The following is a 15,864-nucleotide window of genomic DNA, read 5'->3' on the forward strand; positions in this document are numbered from 1 at the left end:
TATCAAATATCACCTTAAGCGAAGTCTAAAGTTCTTTTGAGATTTCTCCACAAGGTCGAAGATAACAAACGAAAATAATTGGAATAAATTATATCTATTACGTCTTGCAAGGTTTTAAAAACCTAGTAGGTATTAAATAAAGTATTGAAAAATGTAAAACCTACAAGGTCAGAAAGGTCTTGCAGGATAAAAATTTAATAAAATGGGAACATTAGTAAACAATTATGTATTTAAAGCATTAGAAAACTACCCTTACGATTTAGAAGAAGTAATGGAAGCGTTGAATTATGCCCTGTCTTATGACGATAAAAACACAATGGCTTTAACTTTAATGGGAAGAGTTTATGCAGAGAAACTTTATAAATACGAGGAAGCAATCTCTTATTTTAAACAAGCTTTAGCAGAAAATATTAACGCTTTTGAAATCTATATACCTTATATAAAAGTACTTTTATGGAACGAAGATTATAAAGAAGCAGAAGAATTTATCAATTTTGGATTAACAGTAAAAGGTTCGGACAAAGCGTTATTGTATGTAAAGAAAGCTATTTTATATGAACAATTAAAAAATTATAAAAAAGCGCTGACTTTCATAAAACTGGCAAAAGAGCACACGTATAATTCAGAATTTATGGAAAGTATAGATGAAGAAAAAACAAGAATTAAAGGTAAAATGCCAAAGAAAAAGAATGCAAAATCATCTAAAAATGATAAAAAACGTAAGAAAAAGAAAAAATAATTTTACTGCGCAAAAAGGTTGCGTAACAGTATCAAATATTTGCAGAGTTATTAAGAAAGAGAAAATAAGTTCACCTCACTTTAACGACGAGTAAAGTGAGGTTTTTAAAAAGTAAAGGAAGTATTGAGCAACTGGTTGGCTCGTCAGACTGTAACTCTGATTTCGTAAAGAACGTGTAGGTTCGAGTCCTACTACTTCCACATCAAGTAAGTCTTGTTGCGTGTTTCAGTATAGCACCATTGTGTAAATTCTTGCAGTTTTGTATTAGATTTTTACATACAACTGGTCTTGAAGGTTTTTTAGGTTTTCTACCAAAAGATAAACCTACAACTCTATGTACGAAGGTTCGAATCCTTCCTTAACGAAAGTTATGTAGCAAAGTTTGGGTAATGCAATAGAAATGCACAGGTTCGATTCCTGTTAAGGTCACTAAATTTAGATCTTGTAGCTCAGTTTGGTTAGAGCACTACACTCAAAATGTAGGTTAATGGTAAGCCGAAAGGCGTGTTGGTTCGAGTCCAATTTTCTGACTCCCAAAAGAGTCTATTAAGCTCATCATCTTTTAAAACTGATGAAAACAAAAAATCGATACGTTTTAATGTGTTTTTTAATAAACACTCAAAAAATGTACTTGAAGTTTTTATTTTAAAAAATAGAAAAGAACGATTTTTTATAAATCAATTGAAGTTAGATATAATTTCAATCCATTTTTAAAAATGAATTACAGCCTATTCTTTTCAATAAAAAAGTTCCGTTAGTTAATGAGCATTTTAACGTATCGTTTTTAAAATGAATAAATTAATAAGAATAACAGACCCTGAAATGAGTTCAGGGTTAATTAACAAGTGAATTATGAAAAGAGTAAGAATTAATGCAGGAAAAGTAGGTTTGGTCTTCAAAAATGGAGAATTTAAAAACGTAATTACTCAAGGAACTCATTGGTTATTTTTAAATCAGAATGTTTTAGTTTACGATTTAACGCAAGAGTTTTATGCATCTGTAGCCATAGAAATTTTGTTAAAAAATGCAATTTTAACAGAGATGTTAGAGGTTGTTGAAGTAAAAGATGCAGAATTGGTTTTAGTATACGAAAATAACAACTTTAAAAGAGTGTTAACTGCTGGTAGATATTTCTTTTGGAAAGGTTTTATCAATAGAGAATTTCAAAAAATAGATACAAGCAAAATATATATTACGGAGAATATCGATAAAGCTTTGTTTAGCAATTTTGAAATGAATAAATACATCAGATTATTTGAAGTTGCCACATTCGAAAAAGCAATTTTATTAATTGATGATGTGTATACAAAAACCTTAACAGGTGGAGCATACAGATTCTGGAAAAACGATACCACCATTAAAATAGCAAAAGCAGATATGAGACAATTGCAATTGGAAATCGCAGGCCAAGAATTGTTAACGAAAGACAAAGCGAGTGTAAGAATAAACTTTTACACACAATATAAAGTGGTTGATATAGAAAAAGCGTTGTTAGATAACAAAGATTACGAAAAGCAATTATACATTTTAATGCAGTTGGCTTTAAGAAGTTATGTTGGTGGTTTTACGTTGGATGAGTTGTTAGAAAACAAAGAAAATATTGCCAACGCAGTTTTTGAAGAAGTTTCTAAAAATACAGCCCAATTAGGCGTAAAAGTATTGAATTGCGGTATGAGAGATGTAATTTTAACTGGAGATATGAAAGAGATTATGAATCAAGTTTTAATTGCGCAAAAGAAAGCGCAAGCAAATGTAATTACCAGAAGAGAGGAAACAGCTTCTACCAGAAGTTTGTTAAATACTGCTAAGTTAATGGAAGATAACGAAATGTTATTTAAGTTGAAAGAAATGGAGTATGTAGAGAAGATTGCTGATAAAATTGGCGAGATTACTGTCTCTGGAAATGGTAATATGGTAAAGCAATTAAAAGAAATTTTTTCTGTGAATAAGTAAAAGGAGTTGTCTCTTTGAGCGCAGTCGAAAGGTTATTTGTATTTAATAATCTAAATAGTTCTCGATTGCGCTCGAACAGACATTTTTAAATATAATTACAATTTAAAGTTCAATTTCAATAGGAGTATTTACGTTTTGATATCTTTCGTCTAACAAAGAAGCATTTACAAAAAGGGTGTTATTTCGAGTCGTTTTTCCATACGCTTCATGGATATGACCAAAAACATGTAATTTTGGTTGAATTTCTAAAACCTTCTTTTTTAGCTCTTCGCAACCAGCATATTCCTCGTTTTTTGTGAGATCTAAAATTTTATGTGGTGGTCCATGAGTAATTAAAATATCTGTGTTATTCGGAATTAAATCCCAATGTTTTTTAATTTCATTTCCTCTATTTCTGTTAAATGCCCAATTAAAAAAGGTAGGCTGAATTGGAGAGCCCCAAAACTTAATTCCGTCAATTTCACAACCAGAATCGTTTAAATACATAAGATTTGGATAGTTTATTTTAATGTTGTTTTGTGTAGCTTCTTCAAAATAAAAGTCGTGATTTCCAGCAATAAAAATTTTGTGTTTGTGTGGTTGAGATTGAAACCACTTTATAAAAGCATCAATTTCTGTTTTTCTGCCACGTGAAGAAACATCACCAGCGTGAATTAAAACATCACCTTCTGGAATTCGAATGTTATGATTACCATGTGTGTCTGAAATTAGGACGATTTTCATATAAAGCCAAAATTAGAGTTTTTTATTTGTAATTCGCAGTCGCTTGATGTAATTTTCCTAAAATTCTGTTACGAAATTTTCCTGGTTTTAAAACTTCTATCAGTTCTCCAAAACCAAGAATTTTACGTTCTAATTCAAAATTAATTTGCACAAAAATGTTGAAAATAACACCATCATCAGTATATTTTATAACTCTTTGCGATTTATGAAAAGGTTTTGTAATTACGTATGGTGCATTCTTTTTTTCTATCCAAAATTGAATTCTTTGAGGTCTTGAATTTGAAACGGTGGCTCCAATTACATCTTTATAGTAAGTGTCTCCATCAACATTATTATCAACATATTCTATATTTTCTTCTATAGAAGCTTCGATAATTCTATCTAAAGCTAACGTATAATATTTCCTTTTGTTCAAACACAATAAAAACCAGCGATTGTTAAATTCTTTCAATAATTGAGGATGCACAATCATATCACTTGCATTATGTGCTTTAAAAGATTGATATCGAATTTTTAAAACTTTTTTCTGCTGAATAGCATTGTACAAAGGATCTATAAATTCCAATCCTTTTAATTGTTCGTTTTTGTCTAGATGAATAATCGATTTTTTGTCTTTTTGTGATGAATAAACAGAATCTTCCAAACGTTGTAAAACCCCGTCCATTTCTTTAAATAAAGAAAAATCTTTAAACTGACGCAATAATTGAATGGCGTCATTCATAATTTTTACATCATTATCTGTCACAGGAATATTCATAATGCTGTAATCTTTATCAGAATATTTATAAAAACGCCTGTTGTAAACCTCAATTGGTGCGTTATATCCCAATTTATCACTTCGCATTAGCTGAATATCTAACTGAATGGTACGTTTACTTACATTTACATCTTTGCCTTCATATTCGTACAAAGCATCAGAACAGGCTTCAATTAAGTCGTCTAAAGTCCATTTTTTAAACTTGTTTCGCAAACAATAATCAATGGTTTTATATCTAATAAGCGCATTTTTGTTTGATGCCATTTTGTGGGTTTTTATAATTCACAGACTGTCAGTTCGAGTGATTTCGATTTTTTTGCGAAATTGTATCGAGAACAATTTGATTGTAAAATTTTGAATAAAAATAACAATTAATTTTAGCTACGCAAAAAGATTGCGTATTTGTGTAAGATGTTTGTATCGGAATCATAAAAAAGTAGTTTTTTATGAAAGTAATCGCTCTGTGAAACGAGGAGTTCACAGAGCACAACCAACAAGAAAATGGAAAATAAAATGAATATATCAGGAAAAGAAATTATCGAATTAGGTTTTAAACCAGCAAAATGGTTTCCAGAAGCCATTGAATTTATTAACACTAACAAATTAACAGAAGTGGAAATGTTAGCTTATTTAGAGCAATTTAAACCAGCACCAACAATCGATTTATTGGAAAATCCTGCTGAATTGATTATCAACATAAAAGCAGAGAACGAATTGGAAGAAATTAATGTGAACTCTGTAGTAACTTCTATGGAAACATTAATGAAAACACCAACCATTGTTAATGGTGCAATTATGCCAGATGCTTGTCCAACAGGACCAGAAGGAACAATTCCTGTGGGTGGAATTGTGGTTGCGAAAAACGCCATTCACCCAGGAATGCACAGTGCAGATATTTGTTGCTCTGTACTATTAACAGATTTCGGAAAAGCGAATCCGAAAGATGTTTTAGACGCTGCAAATTCGATAACCCATTTTGGACCAGGAGGAAGAGATAGAAATACACAATTTCGTTTTCCTATGGATTTATTAGCAGAAATTGAAGGAAATGCTTTTCTGAACAATCAAAAATGTATTTCAGCTGCAAGAAGTCATCTAGGAACACAAGGAGATGGAAATCACTTTTTGTTTGTAGGGAAATCTAAAAATACAGGAAACACGATGTTAATTACACATCATGGAAGTAGGGGTTTTGGAGCGAATTTATATGGAAGAGGAATGCATGTTGCAGAAAAATTCCGAAAAGAATTGTCTCCAGAAACCTTAAAACAAAATGCATGGATTCCTTATGAAACAGAAGAAGGAAAAGCGTATTGGGAAGCCTTACAAATTATTAGAAAATGGACGAAGTTAAACCACGAAGTTTTGCACAATGCAACTTTAGAAAAGTTAGGAATCGAAAAAGAAAATAGATTCTGGAACGAGCATAATTTTGTTTTTAAAGATGGGGATTTATTTTATCATGCAAAAGGTGCCACTCCTTTAGATGCGAAGTTTATGCCAGATATTACTGGGCCAAGATTAATTCCTTTAAATATGGCAGAACCTGTTTTAATTGTAGAAGGAAAAACAACCAAAAGTAATTTAGGTTTTGCGCCTCATGGAGCAGGAAGAAATGTAAGTAGAACACAACATAGAAAAAGTAAAACAGGCACAAACGAAGAAATTTTCGAACAAGAAACCAAAGATTTAGATGTACGTTTTTTCTCGAATGAAATTGATATTACAGAATTACCATCCGCATATAAAAATGCAGAAACTGTAAGAAATCAAATGGAAGAATTTGGTTTAGGAACTGTAATTGATGAAGTAATACCTTATGGTTGTATAATGGCTGGAAACTGGCAGAAAAATGCTCCTTGGAAAAATAGGAGAAGACAGGGTAAAAGGAATGGAAAAAATGGAAGAAGTTAAAGAAAAAGCGATAGAACTTTTATTAGACATCATCTCAAAATAAGATTTTGAGATGATGCTTTATGAGAAAGTAAAAACTGAAGATTTAATTAAAAACAAATTGCTTTTTGATTTGGTAAATATCAATTTTAGGTTAGAGAGTTTTAAAAAACCATTGTTAGAAATTGTTGAAAAAGAAATTTCTGAAGAAGTTTTTATTGTTTACAAGGTTAAAACGTATTTCTACAAAAAATGCAAATGAAGTCTGTTTAAGTTCTATTCCGAAAGAGCAAGAACCAATTGGGTTACTTTATTTCAATTTAGATGGCTATTCAACGTATTGCAAAAGATATAAAGAATATTGGTCTTGGGTAGAAAAGAGAAATGAGGAGCGTTATAAAAGTAATATTTCTCATTATAAAAATTACGACTCAAAAAATATGATGCATACTTTTCGATTATTATTAATGGCGAAAGAAATTGGAGAATTAGGAGAAATAAATGTAAAAAGAACAGATAGAAATTATCTTTTATCCATTAAAAATGCAGCATTTGAATATGATGATTTAGTTTTGAAAGCAACAGAAATTAAAGATAAACTTGATTTAATTTATGATAAGTCTAATCTTAGAGAGAAGCCAAATTTAGAGTTGATAAATAAATTATTAGTTTCTATTAGAGAAAAGTTTTATTCAATTTAAATGTTAAACAAAAACGAATTCAAAAGAGTTCGTTTTTTTACTCCAACAAAGCATCTAAAGTCAACAAATCTAACTTACCATCTGCAAAAAGGTTGTTTTTTGCTTCAAAAGATTTAATAGCATTAGAAGTTTCAGCTTTATAAATTCCATCTACAGCAATATCGAAACCATTTTTAACCAATAGTTTTTGCACTTCATAAATTAATGCCGTTTTTTGGTTGTAAACTATTTTTTTAGAGTCAGCAAACAATGTTTTTAATTTATTATTAAAAGATGTTTTTTCTATTTCTTGAAGATGCGTTTTTAAACCTGTACCTGTTTCTTCCAAGAATTTAATTTCTTTATTAGAGAAACCTTTTTCTTTTAAAAAAGCCGACTTTTCTAATCTAGCTTCATAATATTTAATTTTTGCTAATTTTTCAGCATATTTTTTTACAGCAAATTTTGTTTCAGTACCATCATCTTCAGGTGTAACAACATCAATATTATTAGCTGTCCATTGCAATTTAACCCAACTATTTAAATCTTCTATAGCATTAAAATAATTAAAAACTAAATCTTGATTATGAAATTCTATATCTATCTTTTTATCAGTTTTATACTCTAATTTAGGTGTGTTGTACCTTTTGTATTGTTGGTATTTTCCAAAACCGATAAAAAAGGCGATTATAAGAAGAAGTAATATAATTATTTGTTTCATAATAGTTGGTTAAATTGATATACTTTGTAAGCAAATGTAATTAATTCTATTCATAAAGAAATATAAAATTAAAAGACTTAAAAATCATTTTAACATTTTTATGACTGTTTTCTAACGACAAGTTAATTCTTTTTCAACTCATTTATACATAATAAAAAACCTAATTTCATATGTAAATTTGTGTCATAATAATTCAATTTTATAGATATTTTTTTTTTCTTTAAATTTACTCTCTTAAGTAAAATGAAAAATTTCTAATATAAAACAATTCGTTTATAAATTAATTTTCCTCAATCAAGTCAAATAATTTTTGAAAAGTTAGTAAAGTAATTTTATTTGTATTCATAAAATTAGTTTCGAATTTCGGTTTTCCAAAATTATTGTTAACCTCTATAGCCCTAACTTAGTGAATAACTCTTTTAAACTTGGCTGCGAAGGTCTTGGAGCATTTGCATCTATAATAATTCCATTCGGATCTATCAAAATAAATCTTGGAATCCCTGTAATTTTATATGCTTGCTGAAAAGAATAATCTTCTCCAGCCCATAGCTGCACACCTTTTAAGCCATGATTTTTTACCATCTTTCTCCACTTTTTTTCAGCAGTTTCCCAAGAACCACCACTTCTTCTTGGCTCGTCTGTAGAAATGCTTATAAATTCGATGTTTTTATCTTTATATTCTTGCGTTAGTTGCTTTAAAAAAGGAATTTGTTGTAAACAAGGACCACACCAAGTTGCCCAAACATCTATATAAACATACTTTCCTTTAAAAGAGTCTAACGATTTTTTTCCTCCTTTAAAATCTACATAGTTTTTAAATTTTGGAGAAGGATTTCCTTTTCTTACAACACCTATTTTTTTATATTCTGTTTTAAAATAAGTAACCATTAAGTCTGTTTGTTTTTTGGCTTTAGAAACCAGAGCAGTGTCTAGATTTTTATAAGAATTTAAAATACTATCAAACTTATTTTCAATACTACTTACCTTTTCTTTAAATTCTTCTTCAGATAATTTTAAAATTAAAGCCGGATTTCCAATTTTTTGACTCTCGCCAATTTGAGAAACTAAAAAATTACTGTTATCTGCTCCATTTCCAGAAAATTGAAAGCTGTTCATAAAACTATTAGCATCTCCTTCTAATTTTAAATCGTAACCATTTTTTAAATAAATAGGAGCTCTTTTATATTTAGATATTTGTAGTGTAAATATGTCTGCTTTATTAACCTTTAAAGTGTCTTTAAAAGTTCCATTAGCATTAATTTTAATTGTTTTTATAGGCCCTTTTTGCCCAGCAATTGTAAGTAAAGAATCTTTATTATTTTTTAGTTTTCCTGATAAGCTTACAAAATCTTTCTCTTTTTTACAAGAAGCCAAAATTAAAAGTGTAAGAAGTAAAATACTAAAATGTTTCATTTATAATGTTTTTAATTTTCTGCAAATATAAAGTTTATAATTACAATTAAAACTTGTATTTAGCGAATCGAATATTAAAAAAACATAATTAAAAGCAATAATGTTTATCCATTGAAATAAGATCAAATAAGAGGACTCTAAGAATTGTTTAGTTTTATTTACGAAAATTTCACGAAATCGATTTCGTATTGTAAAAAAAAGAAATACTTTTGCCGAAAATTTAATTTTTTAGTTACACAACTATGTCAACAATTATAGATTACAACAAAGAAGTTTTATCGCAAGCGCAAACAAGAAGAGCAACCGTTCAATTTATTAACATTGTAAACGATTTATGGTACGATAAATCAATAGAATTAGTACTGTTTAGAAATCCGTTGGTAGATAAAAGAGCTAGTGAAGTTTTAAATTTAATTGATTATGCAAGAGAATTTGTAAGCAAGCCAATTACAATTTTAGATGCTTTGGATATTGCTAAAGCAATTCAGCAGATAGACTTACCATCATCTAAATTAGATATTGGAAAATTAGCCTACGAATGTTATTTAAGTCCAAAATCTTGCGAAGACAAAGTTGCTTTTGTAAAAAAGAAATTAAAAAATGCTACAGAAGCTAAAAACATTGAGCCAAAAGATGTTGTTTTATATGGTTTTGGTAGAATAGGACGTTTATTAGCAAGAGAATTAATGACCAAAATGGGTAAAGGTTCTCAATTGAGGTTAAGAGCTGTGGTTACTCGTGGAGAAATTAATGAAACTGTTTTAGAAAAAAGAGCTTCTTTATTAAGTATCGACTCTGTACATGGCGATTTCTTAGGAACCGTTCAAATAGATGTAGAAAATAACGCATTAATTATCAATGGAACCACAGTTCACATGATTTCTGCGAACAATCCAGAAGACGTAGATTATACAAAATTTGGAATTAACAACGCATTAGTTATCGATAATACAGGAGCTTTCAGAGATAAAGAAGCATTAAGCAGGCATTTACAGTCGAAAGGAGCAAGCAAAGTTTTATTTACTGCACCAGGAAAAGGAATTCCTAATATTGTTCACGGAGTAAATCATAAACAATACAGTTCAGATAACGTAGATGTTTTCTCTGCAGCATCTTGTACAACCAATGCAATTACGCCAGTTTTAAAAGTTATAGAAGATAATTATGGAATTAAAAAAGGACATTTAGAAACCATTCATGCATATACAAACGACCAAAATTTGGTAGATAATATGCACAGTAAATATAGAAGAGGTAGGGCAGCAGCCTTAAATATGGTAATTACAGAAACTGGAGCAGGAGCAGCAGTAGCAAAAGCCTTGCCAGTATTAGCAGGAAAACTAACTTCCAATGCCATTAGAGTCCCTGTTCCAAATGGATCTTTGGCAATTTTAAGTTTACAGTTACGTACCAAAGTGACGAAGGAAACTTTAAATGCAATTATGAAACAAAACGCTTTAGAAGGCGATTTAGTCGAGCAAATTAAATATTCTATGGACAACGAATTGGTTTCTTCGGATATTATTGGCACGACTGCACCATCGATTTTCGATAGCAAAGCAACCATTACAGACGGAGATTCTATTGTAATTTACGTTTGGTACGACAACGAATATGGCTATTCACACCAAGTAATTCGTTTAGCGAAACACATCGCAAAAGTTAGAAGATTTACATATTATTAGTTGAGCTAATCCTGATTTTATATCAGGATATTAAAATACTCTTAACGTGAGTTCGATTTAAGAATTAATATATAACTCTTTTTTAATCTTTTAATATATAGGTATTTAGCTTGTTGTGTTATCCTATGTTTGTTAATTATAAATATTTGTTTTAAAAAAGATTAATTTAGCAAAAAGCAAAACATGAAATTAAATATCCTCCTAATAACAATAGTGTTTTTTACCATTTCCATGAATTCACAAGAAAAATTACCCTACTACGAAATTCCAAAAATGGAAGAAAGCTATTCCGCACAAAACACAGTAAGCAGAATGATCGATGGTTTAGGCTTCCGATATTATTGGTCAACAGAAGGTTTGCGAGCAGAAGATTTAGCATATCAACCAAAAGGAGGAGGTAGAAATTGCTTAAAAACAATTATACATATATACGACTTATCAAATATGATGTTGCGTTTAACAAAAACCGATTTCAAACAAGAGAAGGAAAAAGAAAAAATGACGTTTTTAGAAATAAGAAAACAAACCCTACTAAATTTTGAAGCACTAAGCAACAACATAAAAGAAAGTAAAGAATTATCAGAATTTTCAATAAAAAAAGAGGGAAAAGTTACCACTCCGTTTTTTAATGTAATAAATGGACCAATTGCAGATGCAATTTGGCACACAGGACAAATAGCAAGTTTTAGACGTTCCTCTGGAAACCCAATCAATTCAAAAGTGAATCATTTTTCTGGGACTGTTAGGGAGTAGAAATAAATAAAGACCCTTCAGATTTTAAAAACCTGAAGGAGCTAAAAGCAATTTCCTACACAAAAACTTTACATTTTCTATGGCTTTATATGGTAAATGAAAAATTATTCCTCCTCAAAAAACGCAATATTTGCCTCAAATTCTGGTTTCAAAAACTCTTCTTTATTCATAAAATATTCCGAAGTAATTAACCTATAAGAATCGCCATTTTTCTGTAATTCCCAAATAACATTATTTGCTTCCTCAAAAGCTTCATTAGCATCTAATTGATGTCCAAATAATCGAATTACCACATTATGACTATCTAAATTTTGAGCAAAACATTTTAATGCAATTTCTTTCGTAATATTTTCATCGGCATTAGCCTTCGGAGTAATATCAAAATCTACAATTGTTGCTTTCGTGTTTGGGAATTTTCCATTGTAAGCCTTGTATAATAACTGATTGATATTAAAAAGTTGTTGATGCAATTCAATTTTAGGATACTCTTCAGAAATTTTATCAACTAACATTTCATAAGACAGCGAATCAATTTGCCCTTCATTTAAATGTTCAGATAATTTATAATTTAACACAATTGCAGCGGCTTCATTTGGTTCTTTATCTGAAATTGCCATAAAAAGCAATTCTTTTAACTCATTAATATCTTTAGTTTCTGCGCCAGGTAATTCAAAACGTATTAAAAGTTCTTTGTAATCATTAATATTCCAAGAATTTTCAAGTTCGTTAACTGTAGAAATTTTATGTATTTTTATAGCGTATTTCATTTTTTTAATTCATTTTTGAATGAAGAGAAAAGATACAAAATATCAATATTAAAAACAAGTTTTTTTTAGATATAATATGACGGTTTTAGAAAGAATACAATTACTTCGTGACGAATTAAATAATCACAACTATAATTATTACGTATTAGACAAGGCAACAATTTCCGATTTCGAATTTGATATAAAATTAAAAGAATTAGAAAAGTTAGAAACAGAAAACCCAGAGTTTTTCGATGCAAATTCGCCAACACAAAGAGTAGGAGGAACCATCACCAAAAATTTTGAAACAGTTGCACACAAAAATAGAATGTATTCTTTAGATAATTCGTATTCAAAAGAAGATTTGTTAGATTGGGAAAAACGAGTTCAAAAAGGTTTAGGAAGAGAAGATTTAGAATATACTTGTGAACTAAAATTCGATGGTGCTTCCATAAATTTAACCTACGAAAACGGAAAATTTATAAAAGCAGTTACAAGAGGAGATGGTTTTCAAGGAGATAATGTTACTGCAAACGTAAAAACAATTCGTTCCATCCCATTATCGATCAAAAAAGACTTTGCTTCCAATTTTCAAATGCGTGGAGAAATTATTTTACCACTAGATGGTTTTAATAAAATGAATAAAGAACGTGTTGCAAATGGCGAAGAAGAATATAGAAACCCCAGAAATACCGCAAGCGGAAGTTTAAAATTGCAAGACAGTGTAGAAGTTGCAAAAAGACCTTTAGATTGTTTATTGTATCAAGTGGTTACAGAAGAACGCAAATATAAAACGCATTTCGAAATTTTAGAGAATGCCAGAAAAGTTGGTTTTAAAGTTCCAAAAACAATCACTTTGGCAAAATCAATAGACGAGGTTTTTGATTTTGTAAACCATTGGGACAAAAAACGCCACGATTTACCTTACGAAACAGATGGAGTAGTTGTAAAAGTGAATAATTTACAACAGCAAGAAGAGTTAGGGTACACCTCAAAAGCACCAAGATGGGCAATCGCATATAAGTTTAAAGCGGAACAGGTTTCTACAGTTTTAAATGAAATTACATATCAAGTTGGTAGAACAGGTGCTATTACTCCTGTTGCAAATTTAGAACCGGTTCAATTGGCAGGAACTACTGTAAAACGTGCTTCTTTACACAATGCAGATCAGATTGAAAAATTAGATATTCGAGAAAAAGACACTGTTTTTGTTGAAAAAGGTGGCGAAATCATACCAAAAATTATTGGGGTAGATTTTACAAAACGACCAATTGATTCTCAGCCAACAATATACGCAACCAGTTGCCCAGAATGCAATACAGTATTGGTAAGAACAGAAGGCGATGCAAAGCATTATTGCCCGAATGAATTTGGTTGCGCTCCACAAATTACAGGGAGAATTCAACATTTTATCAGTAGAAAAGCGATGGATATTGATGGTTTAGGAGGTGAAACTGTGGACTTGTTAAGAAAAGTTGGACTCATTCAAAATTATGCAGATTTGTACGATTTAAAAGTAGCCCAAATAATTCCGTTAGAAAGGATGGCAGAAAAATCTGCAAGAAATATCATTGCAGGAATCGAAAAATCAAAAGAAATTCCGTTTGAAAAAGTATTGTTTGCACTCGGAATTCGTTTTGTTGGAGAAACTGTCGCTAAAAAATTAGCAAAGCATTTTAAATCCATAGATAATTTAATGTCGGCAACTTTCGAAGAATTAATGAGTGTAGACGAAATAGGAGACAGAATTGCACAAAGTATTGTAGATTTTTCAAACAATTTAGCAAATATTCAACTAATAAATCGTTTAAAAACAGTGGGAGTTCAACTAGAGGTTTCTGCAGAAAGTTTAAAAAACAAAACAAATAAGTTAGGAAGACAAGTTTTTGTAGTTTCAGGCGTTTTCCATCAAATGAGCAGAAACGAATTAAAAAAAGCAATTGAAGATAATGGAGGGAAAGTAAGCTCATCCATATCTAAAAAAACAAACTTTATAGTTGCAGGAGATAATATGGGGCCTTCAAAACTTACAAAAGCGCAAGATTTAGGAATTTCCATAATTTCCGAACAAGAATTTATAGATAAAATTAGTTAAAAAGTCACTTTGGTATCTAATTTGCATAGAGTATTTGTAAATCCTATAACCTATTTTTAGTCGGTAAAAAGTAAAAATGATAAAAAAACTCTTATTCATATATATAATGTCAATTTCATTTCTTAGCTTTTCGCAAAAGAGAGAAATAGATTCGTTACCAGACAATATAGACGATTACGTTTTTGTAAAGCCAGGAGATACATTAACAATCGAATTAAATGAATTTACGTTGTTGCCAAAACATAAATTTAAATCTCGTGACGATATTCGTTACTATTTATGGTTTACAAGAAAAGTCCAAAAAGCATATCCATTTGCAAAATTGGCTTCCGAAAGATTAGACACATTAAATGCGAGATTAGAGCGTATAGATTCTAAAAGAAAGAGAAGAAAGTACACAAAATTGGTGCAAAAATACATCGAAGGCGAATTTACCGACCAAATGAAAAAGATGACCACAACAGAAGGTCGTATATTAATTAAGCTTATTCATCGTCAAACAGGCAAAACAGCATTCAATAACATAAAAGGACTTAGAAGTGGCTGGAAAGCATTTTGGTATAACGCCACAGCCAATTTCTTTAAACTATCCTTAAAAACAGAATACCATCCAGAATCCGTTAACGAAGACTATTTAATCGAAGACATTCTCCAAAGATCGTTTCAGGATGGCAAATTAGTACCACAGAAATCCAAACTCAATTACGACTTTCCTTTAATTCTATTAAACAAGAAAGGAGAAATAAACGTAGAAGAATACAAGAGAATGTTTGCCAAAATGCGCAAAAAAGGAAAAGTAAGAAAGAAGAAGAACTAATTTTTCTCGTGTGTTTCCTCGCGAAAAAGCGAGGTCGGGCTTTCGCTACTCGCTTTTTATTTACCTTCAGGGCAATAAAAGAGCTTAAACAGAAAGTCTGTTTTGAGCGAAGTCGAAAGATTCAGTCCCTAACACAAACTCGCTCAATTTCCCATGCCACAATCCACAGATTAACTCCTACTAAAAAAAAACATCAAAAAAGCTCATATTCTAACGCCCGTATTTTCAATGAATTAAAACTGTATAAAAACAATTTTAAAAAGAATTCAAAAAAAAGGTTGTGTATGTAGAAATGAGTTGTATATTTGCACCCGCTAACGGAAATACGATTTCTTAGCGGAGTTCATTGAGATGTTGTTTTTAGCTTTGTTAACTGTGCAGGGAGTGTTGCTTTAAGTTCATTTTTTAGCAATAAAAAAAGAATAAAAAAACTAAACTTTAAATTAGGTTGATAAATAAAAAAGATTGTATCTTTGCCGTCCGTTTTAGCGGGGAGTAAAGTTCATTTTTTAGGGGTTAAAAAAAAGTAAAATTTATTTTATTTTTTACTTGCCAAATCAAAAATAAGTTTTAGATTTGCACCCGCTAACAGAAATAGCAAAAACGATCAGAGAAATTTTGGAATAATAGTTAGTATAATTATTAGTTAGTTCAAGTCTAACGTTTCTACAAATTAGGATTTATAACGAGTGCGATAAGTATGAGTGCGATACCCTAAGAAGTTCATTGAAAATATTGAAATTGACAGCGTAAACAAAGAGTAGAATAACCACATTATTAAATAATGTAAATTCTTTTGAAACTTATTCATTCATATTATTAAAAATATACAATGAAGAGTTTGATCCTGGCTCAGGATGAACGCTAGCGGCAGGCTTAACACATGCAA

At 30.2% G+C, this 15,864-nt stretch carries 13 protein-coding genes, 2 tRNA genes and 1 rRNA gene (1 of these 16 only partly in view); 11 read left to right on the plus strand and 5 right to left on the minus strand.

The features are described from left to right. The first annotated feature begins 202 nt into the window (after positions 1–202). The 4 genes from J3359_RS17000 (at position 203) to J3359_RS17015 (ending at position 2,692) form a co-directional block, all read left to right on the plus strand. Positions 203–739, plus strand: a complete 537-nt coding sequence (locus tag J3359_RS17000) for a tetratricopeptide repeat protein (protein ID WP_208078301.1) — start codon at positions 203–205, stop codon at positions 737–739. Between the two features lie 116 nt (positions 740–855). Next, positions 856–939, plus strand: a tRNA-Tyr gene (locus J3359_RS17005). 243 nt (positions 940–1,182) lie between these two features. Further along, positions 1,183–1,275: transfer RNA gene (locus tag J3359_RS17010), tRNA-Leu, on the plus strand. A gap of 316 nt (positions 1,276–1,591) precedes the next feature. Next, positions 1,592–2,692 carry a slipin family protein gene (locus J3359_RS17015; RefSeq protein ID WP_208078303.1) on the plus strand — a complete coding sequence of 367 codons (1,101 nt, stop codon included), beginning with the start codon at positions 1,592–1,594 and terminating at the stop codon, positions 2,690–2,692. Between the two features lie 102 nt (positions 2,693–2,794). Here the strand turns inward: J3359_RS17015 and J3359_RS17020 are convergent, their stop codons facing one another. Further along, the gene (locus J3359_RS17020) at positions 2,795–3,415 is read right to left on the minus strand and encodes a metallophosphatase domain-containing protein (protein ID WP_208078304.1); all 621 of its coding nucleotides are present in this window, start codon (positions 3,413–3,415) and stop codon (positions 2,795–2,797) included. Positions 3,416–3,437: 22 nt separating this feature from the next. After that, positions 3,438–4,436, minus strand: coding sequence for a helix-turn-helix transcriptional regulator (locus J3359_RS17025; protein WP_208078305.1), 999 nt, complete (start codon positions 4,434–4,436; stop codon positions 3,438–3,440). A 249-nt stretch (positions 4,437–4,685) separates the two neighbouring features. Between J3359_RS17025 and J3359_RS17030 the strand changes: the two genes are divergently transcribed. Then, positions 4,686–6,086 (plus strand): RtcB family protein, encoded by a 1,401-nt coding sequence (locus J3359_RS17030; protein ID WP_208080514.1) that lies wholly within the window; start codon positions 4,686–4,688, stop codon positions 6,084–6,086. Between the two features lie 197 nt (positions 6,087–6,283). Then, complete coding sequence (locus tag J3359_RS17035; RefSeq protein ID WP_208078306.1) at positions 6,284–6,766, plus strand: nucleotidyltransferase domain-containing protein; 483 nt, start codon at positions 6,284–6,286, stop codon at positions 6,764–6,766. Positions 6,767–6,803: 37 nt separating this feature from the next. Here J3359_RS17035 and J3359_RS17040 read toward each other — a convergent pair whose 3' ends face one another. Together J3359_RS17040 and J3359_RS17045 are read right to left on the minus strand one after the other, a co-directional pair. Continuing rightward, positions 6,804–7,466, minus strand: a complete 663-nt coding sequence (locus J3359_RS17040; protein WP_208078307.1) for a peptidoglycan-binding domain-containing protein — start codon at positions 7,464–7,466, stop codon at positions 6,804–6,806. A gap of 390 nt (positions 7,467–7,856) precedes the next feature. Next, positions 7,857–8,879 carry a TlpA family protein disulfide reductase gene (locus J3359_RS17045; RefSeq protein WP_208078308.1) on the minus strand — a complete coding sequence of 341 codons (1,023 nt, stop codon included), beginning with the start codon at positions 8,877–8,879 and terminating at the stop codon, positions 7,857–7,859. Between the two features lie 242 nt (positions 8,880–9,121). On the opposite strand from J3359_RS17045, the gene J3359_RS17050 reads away from it, so the two are divergent. Then, positions 9,122–10,564: a glyceraldehyde-3-phosphate dehydrogenase gene (locus J3359_RS17050; RefSeq protein WP_208078309.1), complete on the plus strand. Its 1,443-nt coding sequence runs from the start codon at positions 9,122–9,124 to the stop codon at positions 10,562–10,564. A 183-nt stretch (positions 10,565–10,747) separates the two neighbouring features. Further along, positions 10,748–11,317 (plus strand): DinB family protein, encoded by a 570-nt coding sequence (locus tag J3359_RS17055; protein WP_243765949.1) that lies wholly within the window; start codon positions 10,748–10,750, stop codon positions 11,315–11,317. A 104-nt stretch (positions 11,318–11,421) separates the two neighbouring features. On the opposite strand, the gene J3359_RS17060 is transcribed toward J3359_RS17055, so the two are convergent. Then, complete coding sequence (locus J3359_RS17060) at positions 11,422–12,084, minus strand: hypothetical protein (protein ID WP_208078310.1); 663 nt, start codon at positions 12,082–12,084, stop codon at positions 11,422–11,424. A gap of 76 nt (positions 12,085–12,160) precedes the next feature. Between J3359_RS17060 and ligA the strand changes: the two genes are divergently transcribed. From ligA to J3359_RS17075, 3 genes are all read left to right on the plus strand, one after another. Continuing rightward, on the plus strand, positions 12,161–14,158 hold the full coding sequence (gene ligA / locus J3359_RS17065) for an NAD-dependent DNA ligase LigA (RefSeq protein WP_208078311.1): 1,998 nt from the start codon (positions 12,161–12,163) through the stop codon (positions 14,156–14,158). A gap of 76 nt (positions 14,159–14,234) precedes the next feature. Beyond that, entirely contained in the window at positions 14,235–14,975 is a 741-nt protein-coding gene (locus J3359_RS17070) for a DUF4294 domain-containing protein (RefSeq protein ID WP_243765950.1), read from the plus strand. Between the two features lie 829 nt (positions 14,976–15,804). Further along, a 16S ribosomal RNA gene (locus tag J3359_RS17075) occupies positions 15,805–15,864 on the plus strand (it continues 1,460 nt past the right edge of the window).

It is taken from the genome of Polaribacter cellanae (assembly GCF_017569185.1).
In the GTDB taxonomy this organism is placed as follows: Bacteria; Bacteroidota; Bacteroidia; order Flavobacteriales; family Flavobacteriaceae; genus Polaribacter; species Polaribacter cellanae.